Annotated in this window: 15 protein-coding genes; 5 read left to right on the top strand and 10 right to left on the bottom strand. The window is 45.4% G+C overall.

Annotation, left to right across the window (positions count from 1 at the left end):
* The first annotated feature begins 43 nt into the window (after positions 1 to 43).
* A complete protein-coding gene (locus IPJ02_07160; protein MBK7375325.1) occupies positions 44 to 451 on the top strand; it encodes a hypothetical protein in 408 nt (135 codons plus the stop codon).
* Positions 452 to 537: 86 nt separating this feature from the next.
* Entirely contained in the window at positions 538 to 1,767 is a 1,230-nt protein-coding gene (locus IPJ02_07155) for an anthranilate synthase component I family protein (protein MBK7375324.1), read from the top strand.
* A 2-nt stretch (positions 1,768 to 1,769) separates the two neighbouring features.
* On the opposite strand, the gene IPJ02_07150 is transcribed toward IPJ02_07155, so the two are convergent.
* The 8 genes from IPJ02_07150 to IPJ02_07115 all read right to left on the bottom strand — a co-directional run bounded on the left by IPJ02_07150 (position 1,770) and on the right by IPJ02_07115 (position 10,287).
* Positions 1,770 to 2,936, bottom strand: a complete 1,167-nt coding sequence (locus IPJ02_07150; GenBank protein MBK7375323.1) for a lytic transglycosylase domain-containing protein — start codon at positions 2,934 to 2,936, stop codon at positions 1,770 to 1,772.
* On the bottom strand, positions 2,933 to 4,387 hold the full coding sequence (gatA, locus tag IPJ02_07145; protein MBK7375322.1) for an Asp-tRNA(Asn)/Glu-tRNA(Gln) amidotransferase subunit GatA: 1,455 nt from the start codon (positions 4,385 to 4,387) through the stop codon (positions 2,933 to 2,935). Before gatA ends, IPJ02_07150 begins: the two co-directional genes overlap by 4 nt.
* A gap of 87 nt (positions 4,388 to 4,474) precedes the next feature.
* Positions 4,475 to 4,651, bottom strand: a complete 177-nt coding sequence (locus IPJ02_07140) for a twin-arginine translocase TatA/TatE family subunit (GenBank protein ID MBK7375321.1) — start codon at positions 4,649 to 4,651, stop codon at positions 4,475 to 4,477.
* Positions 4,652 to 5,098: 447 nt separating this feature from the next.
* Positions 5,099 to 5,467, bottom strand: a complete 369-nt coding sequence (gene rplS, locus IPJ02_07135) for a 50S ribosomal protein L19 (protein ID MBK7375320.1) — start codon at positions 5,465 to 5,467, stop codon at positions 5,099 to 5,101.
* Between the two features lie 71 nt (positions 5,468 to 5,538).
* The gene (gene rny, locus IPJ02_07130) at positions 5,539 to 7,104 is read right to left on the bottom strand and encodes a ribonuclease Y (GenBank protein ID MBK7375319.1); all 1,566 of its coding nucleotides are present in this window, start codon (positions 7,102 to 7,104) and stop codon (positions 5,539 to 5,541) included.
* A gap of 158 nt (positions 7,105 to 7,262) precedes the next feature.
* Entirely contained in the window at positions 7,263 to 7,544 is a 282-nt protein-coding gene (locus IPJ02_07125; GenBank protein MBK7375318.1) for a cell division protein ZapA, read from the bottom strand.
* 2 nt (positions 7,545 to 7,546) lie between these two features.
* Complete coding sequence (locus IPJ02_07120; GenBank protein MBK7375317.1) at positions 7,547 to 7,834, bottom strand: hypothetical protein; 288 nt, start codon at positions 7,832 to 7,834, stop codon at positions 7,547 to 7,549.
* Between the two features lie 5 nt (positions 7,835 to 7,839).
* Positions 7,840 to 10,287, bottom strand: a complete 2,448-nt coding sequence (locus IPJ02_07115) for a phenylalanine--tRNA ligase subunit beta (protein MBK7375316.1) — start codon at positions 10,285 to 10,287, stop codon at positions 7,840 to 7,842.
* 388 nt (positions 10,288 to 10,675) lie between these two features.
* Here IPJ02_07115 and dnaB point away from each other — a divergent pair, with 388 nt between their 5' ends.
* Both dnaB and IPJ02_07105 read left to right on the top strand, forming a co-directional pair.
* A complete protein-coding gene (gene dnaB / locus IPJ02_07110) occupies positions 10,676 to 12,232 on the top strand; it encodes a replicative DNA helicase (GenBank protein MBK7375315.1) in 1,557 nt (518 codons plus the stop codon).
* 120 nt (positions 12,233 to 12,352) lie between these two features.
* Complete coding sequence (locus IPJ02_07105; protein ID MBK7375314.1) at positions 12,353 to 13,060, top strand: 16S rRNA (uracil(1498)-N(3))-methyltransferase; 708 nt, start codon at positions 12,353 to 12,355, stop codon at positions 13,058 to 13,060.
* Here IPJ02_07105 and IPJ02_07100 read toward each other — a convergent pair.
* Both IPJ02_07100 and IPJ02_07095 read right to left on the bottom strand, forming a co-directional pair.
* Positions 13,043 to 13,861 carry a TerC family protein gene (locus tag IPJ02_07100; protein ID MBK7375313.1) on the bottom strand — a complete coding sequence of 273 codons (819 nt, stop codon included), beginning with the start codon at positions 13,859 to 13,861 and terminating at the stop codon, positions 13,043 to 13,045. The genes IPJ02_07105 and IPJ02_07100 overlap by 18 nt on opposite strands.
* Before the next feature lie 6 nt (positions 13,862 to 13,867).
* Entirely contained in the window at positions 13,868 to 14,956 is a 1,089-nt protein-coding gene (locus tag IPJ02_07095; protein ID MBK7375312.1) for a quinone-dependent dihydroorotate dehydrogenase, read from the bottom strand.
* Between the two features lie 166 nt (positions 14,957 to 15,122).
* Between IPJ02_07095 and IPJ02_07090 the strand changes: the two genes are divergently transcribed.
* Entirely contained in the window at positions 15,123 to 16,301 is a 1,179-nt protein-coding gene (locus IPJ02_07090) for an acetyl-CoA C-acyltransferase (GenBank protein MBK7375311.1), read from the top strand.
* The last annotated feature ends 99 nt before the right edge of the window (positions 16,302 to 16,400 follow it).

Here is a 16,400-nt window from a genome sequence, read left to right as displayed (position 1 = left end):
AACCCTTTTTTGAATTATGGTTCTCATATCAGATAAAACAAAAATGAAAACGGCAAAAGCATCTGCTGCTACAGTCATTACTGCAGCCAAAAAAACCGCTAAACCCAAGAAGGCCGACGACGATGCGGATGAGCTGGATGAGGACGAGGATATGGATGCAAAGCCTGCTCCCAAAAAGAAATCATCGTCTAAAAAAAATGCGGATGACGACGATGAGGAGGAGGACGTAGATGTTGCCGATGATTGGGAAACACCGGAAGAAGATGACAACTGGGATCCCGACTTTGAGGAATTTGATGTGCCTAAATCAAAAGGGAAGAAGGCCGGTATAAAAAAAGGGCCCAAGGGCGCAGATGAGGACGACGAGTTCAAACTGGATGAAGATTTTAAAGACCTTGGTTTTGACGACCTGGATGGGGGGGGCGATTTTGACGACGAGGATGATTTTTAATGCTGGCTTCTTTAACGGGGAAAAACATTCCTGTGAAAAAATGTACTTCTTTTCCTGTTACTGATCTTAATACTTTAAGGATACAAATGCTGAATTGGGTTAACCGATTCGGCATTTTTTGTTTTTTGGATAACCTTCATTATAACTTTTCCATTCCTGCTTTCGAATGCCTGGTAGCAGCCGGCAGCAAAAGAAACATAGTTGCCAATGCGGGAAATGCCTTTGATCAACTCCGGGATTTTTACAGCCAGGAGAAGGGGAACTGGCTTTTTGGCCATTTTGGATATGACCTGAAAAATGAAACGGAGGGGCTGTATTCCCATCATGAGGACAGGGTCGGGTTCAATGACCTTCACTTTTTTGAACCCGAATGGGTTTTGGAACTGAATGACCGGGAAATGAAGATATATGGGGAAGGGGATGCTGGGGTTGTTTACAGTGAAATAATTTCCTGCCCGGCAACCACCTGTAATGAAAAACCGGGTAAAATGATCCTGCAGCATAAGATCGGTAAGGAGGATTATATAAGCATCATTCAAAAATTGCAGCAGCATATTTTACGGGGTGATTGTTACGAGATAAACTTCTGCCAGGAATTTTTTGCAACAGGTGTTGAATTGGACCCCTTGTTCATTTATCACAGGCTTACCCAATTATCTCCCAATCCATTTTCTGTTTTGTATAAGGTAAATGACCGGTTTTGCCTGTGTGCGAGCCCGGAGCGGTACCTGAAAAAGACCGGTAACCGGGTTTTTTCTCAGCCCATCAAGGGTACTTCAAAAAGAAATACGGGCGACAAAGCGTTGGATGATGCAGCAAAAGAATACCTGGTGAAGAGTGAAAAAGAAAAAAGTGAGAATGTAATGGTTGTTGACCTGGTTCGAAATGATCTGAGCCGTATTTGCAGGCCGGGAACCGTTCAAGTAGATGAGCTGTTTGGACTATACAGTTTTCCACAGGTTCACCAGATGATAAGTACCGTAAGTGGCGAACTGGAAGGACCTGTTGACTGGATCGATTGCATCCAGGCCACTTTCCCGATGGGCTCCATGACAGGGGCACCTAAAAAAAAGGTGATGGAACTGATTGAGCAATATGAACAAACGAAGAGGGGATTGTTCTCAGGTGCCATTGGATATGTGGACCCTCATGGCGATTTTGATTTTAATGTTGTGATCCGTAGTATGTTCTATAATTCGGAAGGGAAATATCTTTCGTTTCAAACAGGTAGCGGAATTACCTATTACTGCAACGCGGCCGATGAGTTCGATGAATGTTTGCTTAAAGCGGAAGCCATGGTCAATGTGCTCCTGTAAAATCAGGAATTCTTTTTTTTCTTTGTGCTTTTTTGCTGGGGGTAGGTTGTTTGATTTGACGGCGGAACAGGATTGTCACCCAATAATAATTGTACACACTCATTGAGTATGACATATTTATTGGCCAGGAAAAGCTGCATCTTATCAGCAGGCAAACGGAGATCATAGTTTCCGTTGTTGGCCATCATATTGTCAAAATCGGGATTGTACCTGTTGAATTGTACAATATCCATGGACAGGTTTTTTGTTATCACCACCGAATTGTATTTTCCGGAAATAGCCTGCGTGGCTGTTGTTGCCAGTTCTTCCTCAGTAAGTTTTGGTTTGTTGTCGTATGGATTTGCGCTCCCATTTCCTCCACCCGGGTTGGGTGTAGTAGTCACCCCGCCCGACCCCTCCATGATATAATGTGTGGCAATGAATTTTTTTACGTGATTCCTGCTCTCAGCGGGTAAATAATATTGCAACGACCAGAAATTCCGGCTGCCGCTTTTTTTAATGGCATCATATACCCGGCCCGGCCCGCCATTGTATGCTGCAATTACCAGCAGCCAGTCATGCATTTGGCCGTATAACGTGAGCAGGTACCTTGCCGCAGCGTGTGTACTCTTGTAATAATCTCTTCGCTCATCCAGGAAATTGTTTACCACCAGTCCGTAATCTCTTGCCGTATACGGCATGAACTGCCAGGGCCCGCCGGCACCTTTCCAGCTGGTGGCACCGGGTCTTAAATTACTTTCAATCACCGCCAGGTATTTTAATTCTCTTGGCAGGCCATAGCGGGAAAGAATATTATCGATCAGGTTGAAATAAGGCTGACCCCATCCTTTCATTTTTATCAAATGATCGCTGTGTGATTTCAAATAATCCTGCATGTAACTTTCGGCGTTCGGGTTTACCTGGGATGAATACGGTAATGCCGGGTTGTAATTATATTGAGCGAACAGGTTTTTAAAACCATACCTGGTTACCTGGCTGAAGTATTGAACTTTTTCCTTTTGGGGAGGGGCTTTCGTTTTTAATACTTCTGCAATGATTGAATCTTCGGCAGCGGCATTGGTTATACTTGTATCGGCATTTTGCTGCTGGATACCTTCCACATCCATGCTGCCGGCATATACGGGCAGTAAGGAAGCCCAAAGGATTGTTAGTGCAAAGACTTTTTTCATGTAGTTGCCGGCTTATTATTCCTGTGTTTTTTCATGAGGTGATCCGAAACCTCAAGCAAAGTTAACTCATCTGTTTTTTTGGTCATAATCTGGATGCCAAATGGCATTCCATTGCTGTGTTTAAAGAGGGGTAAAGAAATACCCGGTATACCTGTTAAGTTGGCAAAAACAGTAAATATATCCGCGAGGTACATAGCTATGGGATCATTACTTTTATCCCCGATGCTGAATGCTGTGGTTGGACTGGTTGGCATCATAAGTGCATCAAAATCAGCGAAAACAGCGTTCGTTTTGTCAACCAATAAGCGTCGTACCTGCTGGGCTTTGCTGAAATATGCGTCATAATAGCCACTGCTTAGAACAAATGTACCCAGCATGATGCGGCGTTGCACTTCTTTTCCAAATGCTTCGCTCCGGTTCCGTTTATAAAAGTCTGTTAAATCTGAAATGCCTTTGCTTGTTTGGTACCCATAACGTATCCCATCATACCTGCTGAGGTTGCTGCTGGCTTCTGCGGTTGTGAGTACATAATAGGCAGGTACCACATAATCCAGGAGGCTAAAATCAATTTCAGTTACTGTATGGCCATCCTTTTTTAAAGATCCGGCCAGCATTAAAATATTGTCTCTTATTTCCGGGTCCAGGGAGGTATGATGAACCGCTTCTTTAAAATAGGCTATTTTATATGTTGCTTTGCCTTCCGGGGAAATGGAGAAATCATTGTTTCTTTCCTGCAAAGCCGTACTGTCAAATTCGTCGGCACCGCTCATTACTCCCAGGAGCAAAGCAATATCATCCGTACTGTTGCCAAAGATCCCGACCTGGTCGAAGGAAGAAGCATAGGCAAGAAGGCCATGCCGTGAAATTCTTCCATAAGAGGGTTTTAAACCAAGGATGCCGCAAAAATCAGCCGGCTGCCTTACGGACCCGCCTGTGTCGCTGCCCAGGCTGGCCATGCATAAACCTGCCTGAACAGCTACGGCACTGCCACCGGAAGAACCGCCCGGAACCTTGGTGTTGTCGAGCGCATTCAGAACGTTGCCATAAGCAGAGTTTTCATTGGAACTGCCCATGGCAAATTCATCGCAGTTGCATGACCCGATCAGGATGGCATCTTCATCCAGCAAACGCTGCACAGCGGTTGAGTTATATAAACTGGTAAATCCTTCGAGTATTTTTGATGCGGCAGTGACCTTATGATCTTTATAGCAGATCACATCTTTGATGGCGATCACCACACCGTGGAGTTTTTTGAGAGGCTCCCCATTCTTCCTTTTTTCATCCAGGCCTTTAGCCGATTGAAGCGCTTCCGGCGTGTAAACGCCGGTGAATGCATTCAGGTGCCTGTTTTCTTCTATTTGGCGGAGGTAGTACTTAACAGCATCCACACAGGTGGTTTTGTTGCTGAGCAGGTCGGTATGATATCGGGCTATATCGGTAAATGAAAACATGATCAGTGAACCGGGGCTAAAAAAACCGGCTGAAGTGTTCCCGGCAAATGGGTTCACTTCAGCCGAAATAATCTGACAGGGGATTGTTTATTTGCTATCTTTTTCTTTCATACCCTCTTCAATCTCAGTTTTCACATTGTTTTTGGCGTCGTTGAATTCACGCATGCCACGTCCAATGCCCCTCATCAACTCGGGTATTTTTTTGCCCCCAAACATTAATAGTACCACAATAATGATCAGGATCCATTCACTGCCGCCCGGCATGGACAGCAGAAGAATGCTGTTTAAAAATGATAAAGTCATAATTAAAATTTAGACAGCAAAGATAATCCAAATAATAACTTTTCCTGTATTTAAATACAGGAAAGTTAACCTGCGGTTAACCAAATAAAACCAGTAATAATCAGCGAATATAATTGCGGCCGCATTTAGCCTTTCCATTGGCCGCCTGTTCGGGAGAAATACCCCGGGCGCAAGAAAACAATAAAGCAATGGTGAATACTGCAACGAGTGCAAGAACAATCCTTCTCATGGTTGACGGTTTAAAATTAAAAGTTAAGTTTCAGAATTAACTTTGGGTATATGTCTTATCGAAGGATTGAATTTTGCATAAACATAGCAACAATAATTCCAAGTTCATAACTTTTTAAAAGAAAAAGCGAAAATTTATGATTTTCGCTTTTTGAAATATTGTTAATTAGTAATATCAGGTTATTTTTTAGCCACAGCCATTCTTTTTTCCCTGATACGGGCACTTTTTCCACTCCTTTCACGCAGGAAAAACAGCTTAGACCTTTTCACTTTACCCACTTTATTCAGCACCACACTTTCGATATTTGGCGAGAATACGGGGAATAAACGTTCAACACCAACCCCATCACTCATTTTACGTACTGTAAATGAGGCAGTTGCACCAACTCCCTGGCGTTTAATAACATCGCCTTTGAAGCTCTGGATACGTTCTTTATTGCCCTCAAGGATCTTATAATTTACGGTTACATTGTCACCGGCTTTGAATTTCGGTAGTGAGGCCTTGGCTTTTGTGCCTAATTGCTCGTGAACAAATGATACTGCGTTCATGCTCTTTAATTTTAACGGACGGCAAAGGTAGGGGTAAATATTGAATATTGACTATTGAATATTGAATATTTTTACCTCGCTACATTCACTGACCTTTTCTCACGAATAACGGTCACTTTTATCTGTCCCGGGAAGGTCATTTCCGTCTGAATTTTCTGTGCTATCTCAAAACTCAGTTTATCGCTATCCCCGTCGGTCACTTTATCGGCTTCCACAATGACCCGTAACTCCCTGCCTGCCTGTATCGCATAGGCTTTTTCCACTCCCGTATAGGCCATTGCCAGGTTTTCCAGGTCCTTTATCCGCTGGATGTATTGCTGCATGATCTCACGCCTTGCACCCGGCCTTGCCCCGCTTATGGCGTCGCAAGCCTGGATAATGGGCGAGATAACATATTGCATCTCCATTTCGTCGTGGTGGGCACCTATGGCATTGACCACTGCCGGATTTTCGCCATATTTTTCAGCCAGTTTTGCACCCAGTAAAGCATGGCTCAGTTCTGTTTCCTCGTCCGGTACTTTTCCAATATCATGGAGCAGGCCCGCCCGTTTAGCCAATTTGGGGTTCAGACCTAATTCTGAAGCCATAATGGCACAGAGGTTGGCTGTTTCCCGGCTGTGCATCAGCAGGTTTTGGCCATAGGATGAACGAAAGCGCATGCGGCCTACCATTCTTATCAGTTCTTTATGCAAACCATGTACGCCCAGTTCCATGGCCGTACGCTCACCAATTTCCATTACCTGGTCATCGATCTGTTTTTTGGTCTTTTCAACCACTTCCTCAATACGTGCCGGGTGAATACGGCCGTCGGCAACCAAACGTTGCAAGGAAAGACGTGCAATTTCACGGCGCAACGGATCGAAAGAAGAAAGCACGATGGCTTCGGGTGTGTCATCCACGATCAGGTCAACACCGGTAGCAGCTTCAATGGCACGGATATTCCTTCCTTCCCGGCCAATGATCGAACCCTTGATCTCGTCACTCTCCAGGTTGAAAACGGTAATGGCATTTTCTATCGCTTGCTCGGCGGCTGTACGCTGTATGGTTTGAATAACAATCTTGCGGGCTTCCTTATTGGCCTTCAGTTTGGCTTCTTCGATGATTTCCTGCTGTATTACCAGCGCTTTGGTCTGGGCCTCCTGTTTAAGGCTTTCTATTAATTGAGCCTTTGCATCTTCTGCTGAAAGGCCAGCCACCTTCTCCAGGCGGCGTATATGTTCTTCCTGGTGCTTCTCCAGTTCAGTACGCTTGATATTTACGATCTCTATCTGGCGATTCAGGTTTTCCTTGATGGCCTCATTATCCTTAATGTGCTTTTCCAGGTTCTGGTCCTTTTGGTTAAGGGCCTGTTCCTTTTGCTTGATGCGGTTTTCTGCTTCAGAAAGTTTCTGGTTACGCTGCATAACCTCCCGGTCGTGATCAGCCTTGAGCTGAACGAATTTTTCCTTCGCTTCTAAAAGTTTTTCCTTTTTAAGGGTTTCGGCCTGTAACTGGCCGTCGGCGATGATCTTTTGAGCCTGCTGCCCGGCTTCTGCAATTTGGTTTTTAGTGTTCTTTGCAAATACCAGTTTACCCAGTACTAAGCCCAGTATGAGTGCGGCTGCGCCAATGATAATGTATAATATTATCGGTTCCATTGAATTTGTCTGTTTTAAATCGGTTCAAAATCATATAAATACTCTCTTTTCCCTCCGGGATGTTCCGGAATGCCAGTGAGTTGTTTAGCCTACGAAGATAGGTAATTTGTTTGGAGAATATGACATAACGGCCGGACGAACTTGTGAGAAAAGGGTTCTTAAACAGCCTTATCCAGTTGTTGCTCTATTTTTTGGAGGACTTCGGCCATTTCTTTTTCCAGTTCAGGATTGCCGTCGGCCTTTGTTTGGGTGGCATACCATATTAACACCATGGCCACATAATCCTGCATATCCTTGCCGGAAAACTGGGTCTTGAATTCGATGATCTTGTCATTGATCGTCTTCAGGGTACGGCGAATGGCTTGTTCATCGGAAGGATCGGTCTTGATCCGGTAAGACCGGTCAGCAATTACGATATTTATGGGTATGAGTTCTGCCATGATCATTCACTTAATATACTGATGCATTTATCAATATCACGGATATAGCGGTTGATATTCTTTTCAAATTCTTTCTTGTCCGTTTCATTCATTTTCCCGGTTGCCGCTTTTAGAATGCCGAGTTGTTCCTTCAGGGTGGCTATTTGCATGGTATTGGTTTCTTTGGTTTTCTTCAGTTCTTCTATTAAAGCAGTTTGCCGTTGGTTATCCTTTTGCAGTTGCTGGTAGTTCTTCAGCAGTTGCTGAAGTTTGGAATTAATGCGTTTGATATGCTGATCAAGGTCGCCCATGGCTGTCATTTTCTTATTTCTGCATTCAGTTCCTTTTCGAAAGAAGTGATGATCTTGTTCATCATCCCATCGATCTCTTTATCTGTCAGGGTCTTTTCTTCATCCTGGAAGGTGAAACTCACGGCCATGGATTTCTTGCCAGCCCCTATCTTTTCACTTTCAAATATATCAAACAAACTGATGGATCTGAGTTTCTTTATCCCCGCAGCCCGGGTTGCTTTTTCTACAGACTCATAAGGCAGGGCCTTGTTCACCACGATGGAAAGGTCACGGTTTACAGCAGGGTATTTTGAGATCTCCTGGTACCGGATGTTTGTTTTTTTGTTCAGCAGCAGTAATTTATCCCAATCCAGGTCAACATAAAAAACAGGTTGTTTAATATCAAAATATTCCAGTTTTTTAGTGCCTGCCATACCTATTTGTGCCACGGGTTCTTTATTGATCAGGGCCTGGAGGCAATCGGAAAGCCCGGCATTTTCTGACGGCATGTATGCATCAACCTTTAAGCCAAGCAAATTAATTATTTTTTCCAGCACCGCTTTGGCAAAAAAGAAATCGGTCTTTTGTGCTTTGGCTTTCCAGCTGCCCGGATTCGTATTACCGGTGATGTAAAGGGCCAGGTGATTGCTTTCAATATAATTGCCGTTTTCGTCAACCGAATATGTTTTTCCGAACTCAAAGAACTTCAGGTCGTTGTTCTTCCGGTTCAGGTTATAGGCGATGGACTCCAGCCCGGTCTCCATCATGGCCGGTCGCATGATGTTGAGTTCCTCGCTGAGGTTGTTGATCATCTTCACAGTTCTCTGCAGAACATCCTGGCCGTAATAGGCGCTGTTTGTAATGGAATTGGTGAATATTTCCCGGAAGCCTGAACCAGCCAGGTAATCCGCAATTTTTTCGGAGTAGGCCACTTCATGCGACAGTGTTTCAGCTGAGGGGGCAATGCTTATTGCGGCCGGGATCTCTACATTATCCAGCCCATCGATCCGCATGATCTCTTCCACCACATCCGCTGCCATGCTGATGTCGGGCTTGCTGTACGGAACCGAAAAACGCATTTCATCCGCTCCTTCTTTGATCAGTTCAAATCCCAGGCTGCTTAAAATATCTTTGATAGCATCGGGATGATAATTCTTACCGCTTAGTTTTTTCAGGTAATGATACTTGAGGGCAACTTCCGTTTTTTCTTTCGGGGCCGGGTAAACATCCACCACATCACTGGCTATTTTGCCTCCGGCAATTTCTTTAATGAGCATGGCTGCCCTTCTTAGAACATTTACCGTGTTGCTGATATCAACTCCTTTTTCAAAACGGGCAGCAGCGTCTGTACGCAGGCCATGGCGCAAAGATGTCTTGCGGATCGTTACGGGGTTGAACCAGGCGCTCTCCAGGAAGATATTTTTTGTTTTCGTTGTAACACCACTTTGCAGGCCTCCATACACACCGCCCATACACATGGGTTCTTCTGCATTGCATATCACCAGGTCTTCTGCTGAAAGTTTTCTTTCCTTTTCGTCCAGGGTAATGAATGCGGTCCCTTCCGGCAGGTTTTTAATGATGACCTTTTTTCCGCTAATGGCATCTGCATCAAATGCATGCAGGGGCTGCCCGGTCTCGTGCAGGATAAAGTTGGTGATGTCTACGATATTGTTGATCGGCCGCAGGCCGATGGCTTTTAATTTTTGCTGCAACCACAATGGGCTTTCTGCAATGGTAACTCCTTCGATACTGACTCCTGAATAACGCTGACAGGCTTCGGTATTTTCAATGATCACCTGCATCTGCAATCCCTGGTTATCGGGCTTGAAATTGTTCTTAAAGGGCGATAATATGTTCGTTTCTTTCTTGGTATGATGGGATAAGTAGGCACAAACATCCCTGGCCACACCCATATGGCTCATGGCATCCATCCGGTTCGGCGTAAGGCCGATCTCAAAAATAAAATCCTCATAAGGCTTAAAGTATTCTGCAGCAGCTATGCCAACTTTTGTATCAGCAGGCAATAGCATTATACCGTCATGGCTTTCGCCAATACCGATCTCATCTTCTGCACAGATCATTCCCTGGCTTTCCACGCCACGTATCCTGGCTTTTTTCATGGTCATCGGTTCGCCGCTGACCGGGTAGATGGTTGTGCCTACAGTGGCAACCACCACTTTTTGTCCAACGGCTACATTGGGTGCACCACAAACGATCTGCAGGCTTTCTGCTGCACCGATATTCACGGTGGTGAGTTTCAATTTATCCGCATCGGGATGTTTTTCGCAGGTCATTACTTCCCCGGTCACCAGGCCCTGCAGGCCGCCTTTTACCGATTCGTATTTTTCCAGGCTCTCCACTTCAAGCCCGATAGACGTAAGGATCCTACCCAGTCTTTCCGGTTCAATTCTTTCTGAAAGGCCTGCCTGTCCGGCAGGCAGGTATTCGCAAAGCCAGTTGTAACTAATGGTCATCTTGTTATCAGCAATTTGTTGTTGACTGGCAAAGATAGTTATTGGCGGGCAAGCATTATGATTTTCTCACTTACAATGGGGAAACGGAAAAAACTACAAATTCAGCCCAGAAAAAACAAGCAGAAAAAAATGTGGCAGCGGTGCAGAAAAATTAAGCAGGGGGTATTACCGTGTTAATAAAAAGTCAGCTTGCCCGGCTCTGTTTGAATATTGTGTGTTAATAAACCTGTGTATAAGCCGTGAAGAAGTTATATTTGCCTGTGGATTCAAGGTGGAAAATCTATATAAAGGGAGATGAAAGACCGGGTGTGAATAAACAAAGCCATTTTTGCATTTACCTTAGCCGCCCTGCGAACAATAACCCTAACAAGCATCAGGAAACAAGCACATGGAACTTACTAACTTCAATAAAGATAAAAAGCTGCGCCGTAAAACGCCCCTCGACCTTGGGAACATGATGTTTGGCAAAGTACCTCCCCAGGCAAAGGAACTGGAAGAAGCGGTGCTGGGCGCCATCATGCTGGAGAAAAGTGCTTTCGACACGGTGGTGGAGATCTTAAAACCCGAATGTTTTTATGTGGATGCCCATCAGCGCATTTACAAAGCCATGCAGGGCCTGGCCATTAAAAGTTTACCGATCGACCTGTTGACGGTTGTTGAAGAATTAAAATTCAGGGAAGAACTTGACCTGGTGGGTGGTCCTTATTATGTTACCAAGCTAACCAATGCGGTTGTTTCATCTGCCAACATTGATGCCCACTCACGCATCGTACTGCAAAAATTCATTCAACGGGAACTGATACGCATCAGTGGTGAGATCATCGGGGATGCGTATGAGGACAGCACCGATGTGTTCGACATGCTGGATGATGCGGAAAGTAAACTCTTCGAAATAACCAACAACCACCTGCGCAAGAATTTCGACAGCATTGATACGGTCCTGGTGAAGACCATCCAGCGCATTGAAGACATGCGTAACCGCCAGGAAGATATCACCGGAGTGCCTACCGGTTTTGCATCGCTTGACCGCATTACGTATGGCTGGCAGGCTACCGATCTGATCGTTCTGGCTGCCCGTCCTTCCGTTGGTAAAACCGCCTTCGCCCTTAACCTGGCTAGGAGTGCAGCCATGCATCCAACCAAACCGACCGCGGTGGGTTTTTTCAGCCTGGAGATGAGCAGTGGCCAGTTGGTGCAAAGGATATTGAGCGCCGAAAGCGAGATATGGCTGGAGAAGATCGCCCGGGGAAAACTGGAAGAACATGAGATGAAGCAGTTGTACAAACGTGGCATTGAGCGTTTATCCAAGGCGCCTATATTTATTGATGATACGGCCGCGTTGAACATTTTTGAATTGAGGGCAAAATGCAGGAGGCTGAAAAATAAACACAATATCGGCCTGATCATCATCGACTATTTACAACTGATGAGCGGGGCGGGCGAAAACCGCAACAGCAACCGGGAACAGGAGATAAGCCGTATATCAAGAGACCTGAAAGGGCTGGCAAAAGAATTACAGGTTCCCATCATTGCCCTGTCGCAGTTAAGTCGTGAGGTAGAGAAAAGAAAAGAAGGGGCCAAGATCCCGCAACTGAGTGACCTGCGGGAATCGGGTGCCATTGAACAGGACGCCGATATGGTCATGTTCCTCTACAGGCCGGAGTATTATGACATCACCGCCAATGAATTTGGTGAAAGTAATAAAGGGGAAACCTTTGTAAAAATAGCCAAACACCGGAATGGCAGCCTGGATACCGTTAAACTGAAGGCACTGCTGCATATCCAGAAATTCATTGAAGAAGAGGGGGGCGGCGATTTTGCAACGGGCCTGCCCGGAGGTAACTGGAAACCGGTAAAAACAGATGACGGCGATGGCGCTAAATTATATATCCAGAAAGGAAGCAAAATGAATGACGGGGAGTTTGATGATGATGCGCCGTTTTAAGACCTCACCCCAACCCCTCTCCAAAGGAGAGGGAACTGGAAGATAAAAGCGAAGAACATTTTTAGGCAAAATTTATAAGGAATGAAGAATTAAATTTGATTTTTCATTCCTTTTTCATTTATGGCATTACCCTTTTTTTATAAAGAAGACCTGGATGCTGCTGCAGCGGATGTGGTACTGGATGAAGATGCCAGTAAGCACATTGTGCAGGTATTGCGGATGCAGCATGGCGAAAAACTGCAACTGACCAATGGGAAGGGGGATATCTTCACCTGCGAAATATTTTCAGATAATCGAAAGAAGTGCGTGGTAAGAGTTTTCCAACGATCCCGGATCCCGGATCCCGGATCCCGGATCACTATTGCTATCTCCCTGATAAAAAACAGCAGCCGCTTTGAATGGTTCCTCGAAAAAGCAACGGAGCTGGGGGTATCTGAGATCATTCCGCTTATTTGCGAACGGACAGAAAAGACTGCTTTTAAAGCGGATCGGATGAAAAACATCCTGGTGAGTGCCATGCTGCAATCGCAGCAATGCCGGTTACCCGTTTTGACGCCGCCGCAAAAGATACAGCAAGTAGTTGCATCAGCCCGGCATCAGCAAAAATTCATTGCGCATTGTATTGACAGTGAAAAAAGGAGTTTGTCGCAAATGATCAATGAATCTTTATCCTCAAAGATCATTCTGATCGGTCCTGAGGGTGATTTTACCCCCGCCGAAATTGAACAGGCATTGCAAAATCATTTCATTGCCGTAGCCCTCGGTGAAACAAGGTTACGGACTGAGACGGCCGGTATTGCTGCTGCTTCCTTACTTTGCCTGGTCTGAGTATCCTTTTGTTTCATTTTCCAGCACCGGCTCGTTTAACCTGACCACATGTACTTTTTTCTTTGCTGCACGGCTGCGCATGGTCATGTTCAGCATTTCCACCAGGAACGAAAAGGCCATGCCGAAGTAGATATAATTTTTTAAATGAAGACTTTCGGCTGCATGGCTATCCCAGCCTTCTATTACAAGGCTTAACCCGATCATCACCAAAAAAGAAAGCGCCAGCATTTTTACCGTGGGATGCTTGTGTACAAAAGATGAAATGGAGGGACTAAATAAGAACATCACGATCATGGCTACAATAACAGCCGCGATCATGATCTCCACATGTTTGGCCGTACCACCGGCCGTGATCACGCTGTCAAAAGAGAATACCGCATCGATCAGCATGATCTGGGCAATGCCCTGTGCCAGGGAGATCCCTTTTTTCTTACCCAGTTCCACATTCGGGTCTTCCCCTTCCAGCTTGGTATGTATTTCTTTTACGGATTTATAGATCAGGAATAAACCACCGAGCAGCATGACAAGGCTGGCCAGGTCAAATCCTTTACCAAACCACTGTTCGGGTACAATGTATTTTCCTTTCTGGGAAAGCAGCCATCCCAGGCCCATCAGCAACAGGCTCCTTGAAAGGATGCCCGTTATCATCCATATGCGGCGGGCTTTCTTTTCATCTCCCTGCTTGTTCAGCCGGTTCATGATGATGCTTACGAAGATCACATTGTCGATGCCCAGTACTACTTCCAGTATGACCAGGATGATAAAACTGATGATACTTTCGGAGGTGAATAAATATTCCATTTTCTGTTATAAGGATTTACAAATTTGTTTTACAATACCCGGGCCTTCATAAATAAAACCCGTCCACACCTGCACCAACGATGCACCGGCTTCTATCTTCTCTTTTGCATCTGCCCCTGTAAATATACCACCGCTTGCAATAACGGGTATCTGCCCCTTCGTTCTTTGATGAATGTAACGAACTATTTTGGTACTCCTTTCCCGTAAAGGCTTTCCGCTTAAACCACCGGCACCTATTGTTTGAAGTTTGAAGTTTGAGGTTTGAAGTTGGTCCCTGCTGATGCTGGTGTTTGAAGCTACCAATCCATCCAGTTTTATTTCAAGGGCCAGGTCTATCACGTCATCTAACTGTTCCTGGGTCAGGTCAGGAGCGATCTTTAATAATATTGGCTTCTTAATTTTTAACTCTTCATTTTTATTTTTTAATTGTGTGAGTATCTTCCGCAATGAATCTTTCTCCTGCAATTCTCGCAACCCCGGTGTGTTCGGACTGCTTACATTTACCACAAAATAATCCACGTACGCATGCAATGCATTAAAACATTTCTCATAATCTTTCCAGGCATCTTCATTGGGGGTGATCTTATTTTTTCCGATGTTGCCACCGATGATCAGCCGTGAGTCGTGAGTCGTGAGTCGTGAGCCGTGCAACTCACGATTGACGATTGACGACTGACGAAACCTCCATTCTTTTAATCTTTGTACAACAGCTTCTACGCCCTCATTGTTAAATCCCATCCGGTTAATAAGCGCTTTGTCCTTTGGTAAACGGAACAACCTGGGTTTATCATTTCCGGACTGGGGCAGGGGAGTTACGGTTCCGATCTCAACAAAACCAAAGCCGAGGGCTTCCAACTCGTTTAAATATTTGGCGTTCTTGTCAAAGCCGGCTCCTAAACCAACCCTGTTTGAAAATTGAACATTGATCTCTCCTAAGGCGAGAGAATATTGAAGATTCCCTTGTGGCTTGAAACTAGCAGCCAATAAACTTTTTCCTCCGGGAATTTTACATAGAAGCCGCAGGCTGTTCATCGAAAAGTAATGCACCCATTCCGGGTCAAACAGGAACAAAACAGTGCGGAGCAGTTTATACATTGCCGCAAAATTAAGTTACCGCACCGAGTTTTTTGGTTTGATGCAGAAATTATAACTTTGGTATCGAAAGTTGCATAAACAACTAAATGCCCCCATTCCCTAAAGGGGCTTTTAAAGACTCTGATTTCTTAACCCCCCTTTAGGGGATGGGGGCAAAATTTCAATTATGCAGGAAGCCTATATAGTAGCCGGATACAGAACAGCCGTTGCCAAAAGCAAAAAAGGCGGATTTCGTTTTACCAGGCCCGATGACCTGGCTGTAGATGTGATCAAAGGCCTGCTGGCGAGTGTACCCCAGCTGGATGTAAAAAGAGTGGACGATGTAATTGTAGGTAATGCCGTGCCGGAAGCAGAGCAGGGACTGCAGGTTGGCAGGATGATCTCAGCCAGGGCAGTTGGCATCCATGCACCGGGCATTACCATCAACCGCTATTGTGCCAGCGGCCTGGAAAGCATTGCCATGGCCACCGCCAAAATAAGGACCGGTATGGCAGAATGCATCATTGCCGGCGGAACGGAAAGCATGAGCCTGGTACCCACGGCCGGGTGGAAAACAGTTCCATCGTATGCCATTGCACAAAATGAACCCGACTATTATTTAAGCATGGGCTTAACGGCCGAAGCAGTGGCCAAAGAATACAGTGTGAGCCGGGAAGACCAGGATATCTTCAGTTACAACAGTCACCTGAAAGCCGGCAATGCCATTAAGGAAGGGTATTTTAAACCGGGCATATTACCCATCAATGTGGAAGAGGTTTATTTGGATGCAAAAGGGAAAAAGCAAAAGCGGAATTTTATTATAGATACAGATGAAGGGGTGCGGGCAGATACTTCACCCGAAGGGCTGGCAAAATTAAAACCGGCTTTTGCCATGGGGGGTACAGTTACCGCCGGTAATTCTTCCCAAACCAGCGACGGTGCAGCATTTGTAATCGTAATGAGCGAGAAGATGCTGAATGAACTGGGACTAAAACCCATTGCCCGTTTGGTGAATTGTGCGAGTGCAGGGGTACATCCCCGTATCATGGGTATCGGGCCTGTGGAAGCGGTGCCTAAGGTGTTAAAACAGGCTGGCATGAACCTTTCTCAAATTGACCTGGTGGAATTGAATGAGGCATTTGCCTCGCAGGCCCTTGCAGTGATCCGGACACTTGAACTGGATCCCGGTATTGTAAACATCAACGGGGGTGCAATTGCATTGGGCCATCCCCTGGGATGCACCGGGTGTAAACTTACCATACAGATCGTCAATGACATGAAACGGCTGAATAAGAAATACGGCATCGTTACCGCCTGTGTGGGTGGTGGCCAGGGTATTGCCGGGATCATAGAAAACATCCAGTAAAATATCTATCTTTAAAACAGCAAAATAAAGGGATCAGGGGCTGCGTTATATTCAGATGGGGAATCCATCAGAAAAAAAACGCCTCCCGGTTAAACTTTT

This window comes from Chitinophagaceae bacterium (assembly GCA_016710165.1).
GTDB lineage: Bacteria > Bacteroidota > Bacteroidia > Chitinophagales > Chitinophagaceae > Ferruginibacter.
This window is presented reverse-complemented; position numbering and strand designations above follow the sequence as displayed.

Excerpts from the sequence above, each read along its gene's own strand:
- dnaB (MBK7375315.1), top strand. The coding sequence starts at position 10,676 with ATGGAACTTACTAACTTCAATAAAGATAAAAAGCTGCGCCGTAAAACG.
- rplS (MBK7375320.1), bottom strand. The coding sequence starts at position 5,467 with ATGAACGCAGTATCATTTGTTCACGAGCAATTAGGCACAAAAGCCAAG.
- IPJ02_07120 (MBK7375317.1), bottom strand. The coding sequence starts at position 7,834 with ATGGGCGACCTTGATCAGCATATCAAACGCATTAATTCCAAACTTCAG.
- IPJ02_07150 (MBK7375323.1), bottom strand. The coding sequence starts at position 2,936 with ATGAAAAAAGTCTTTGCACTAACAATCCTTTGGGCTTCCTTACTGCCC.
- IPJ02_07105 (MBK7375314.1), top strand. The coding sequence starts at position 12,353 with ATGGCATTACCCTTTTTTTATAAAGAAGACCTGGATGCTGCTGCAGCG.
- IPJ02_07155 (MBK7375324.1), top strand. The coding sequence starts at position 538 with ATGCTGAATTGGGTTAACCGATTCGGCATTTTTTGTTTTTTGGATAAC.
- IPJ02_07140 (MBK7375321.1), bottom strand. The coding sequence starts at position 4,651 with ATGCCGGGCGGCAGTGAATGGATCCTGATCATTATTGTGGTACTATTA.
- IPJ02_07090 (MBK7375311.1), top strand. The coding sequence starts at position 15,123 with ATGCAGGAAGCCTATATAGTAGCCGGATACAGAACAGCCGTTGCCAAA.
- gatA (MBK7375322.1), bottom strand. The coding sequence starts at position 4,387 with ATGTTTTCATTTACCGATATAGCCCGATATCATACCGACCTGCTCAGC.
- rny (MBK7375319.1), bottom strand. The coding sequence starts at position 7,104 with ATGGAACCGATAATATTATACATTATCATTGGCGCAGCCGCACTCATA.
- IPJ02_07100 (MBK7375313.1), bottom strand. The coding sequence starts at position 13,861 with ATGGAATATTTATTCACCTCCGAAAGTATCATCAGTTTTATCATCCTG.
- IPJ02_07115 (MBK7375316.1), bottom strand. The coding sequence starts at position 10,287 with ATGACCATTAGTTACAACTGGCTTTGCGAATACCTGCCTGCCGGACAG.
- IPJ02_07160 (MBK7375325.1), top strand. The coding sequence starts at position 44 with ATGAAAACGGCAAAAGCATCTGCTGCTACAGTCATTACTGCAGCCAAA.
- IPJ02_07125 (MBK7375318.1), bottom strand. The coding sequence starts at position 7,544 with ATGGCAGAACTCATACCCATAAATATCGTAATTGCTGACCGGTCTTAC.
- IPJ02_07095 (MBK7375312.1), bottom strand. The coding sequence starts at position 14,956 with ATGTATAAACTGCTCCGCACTGTTTTGTTCCTGTTTGACCCGGAATGG.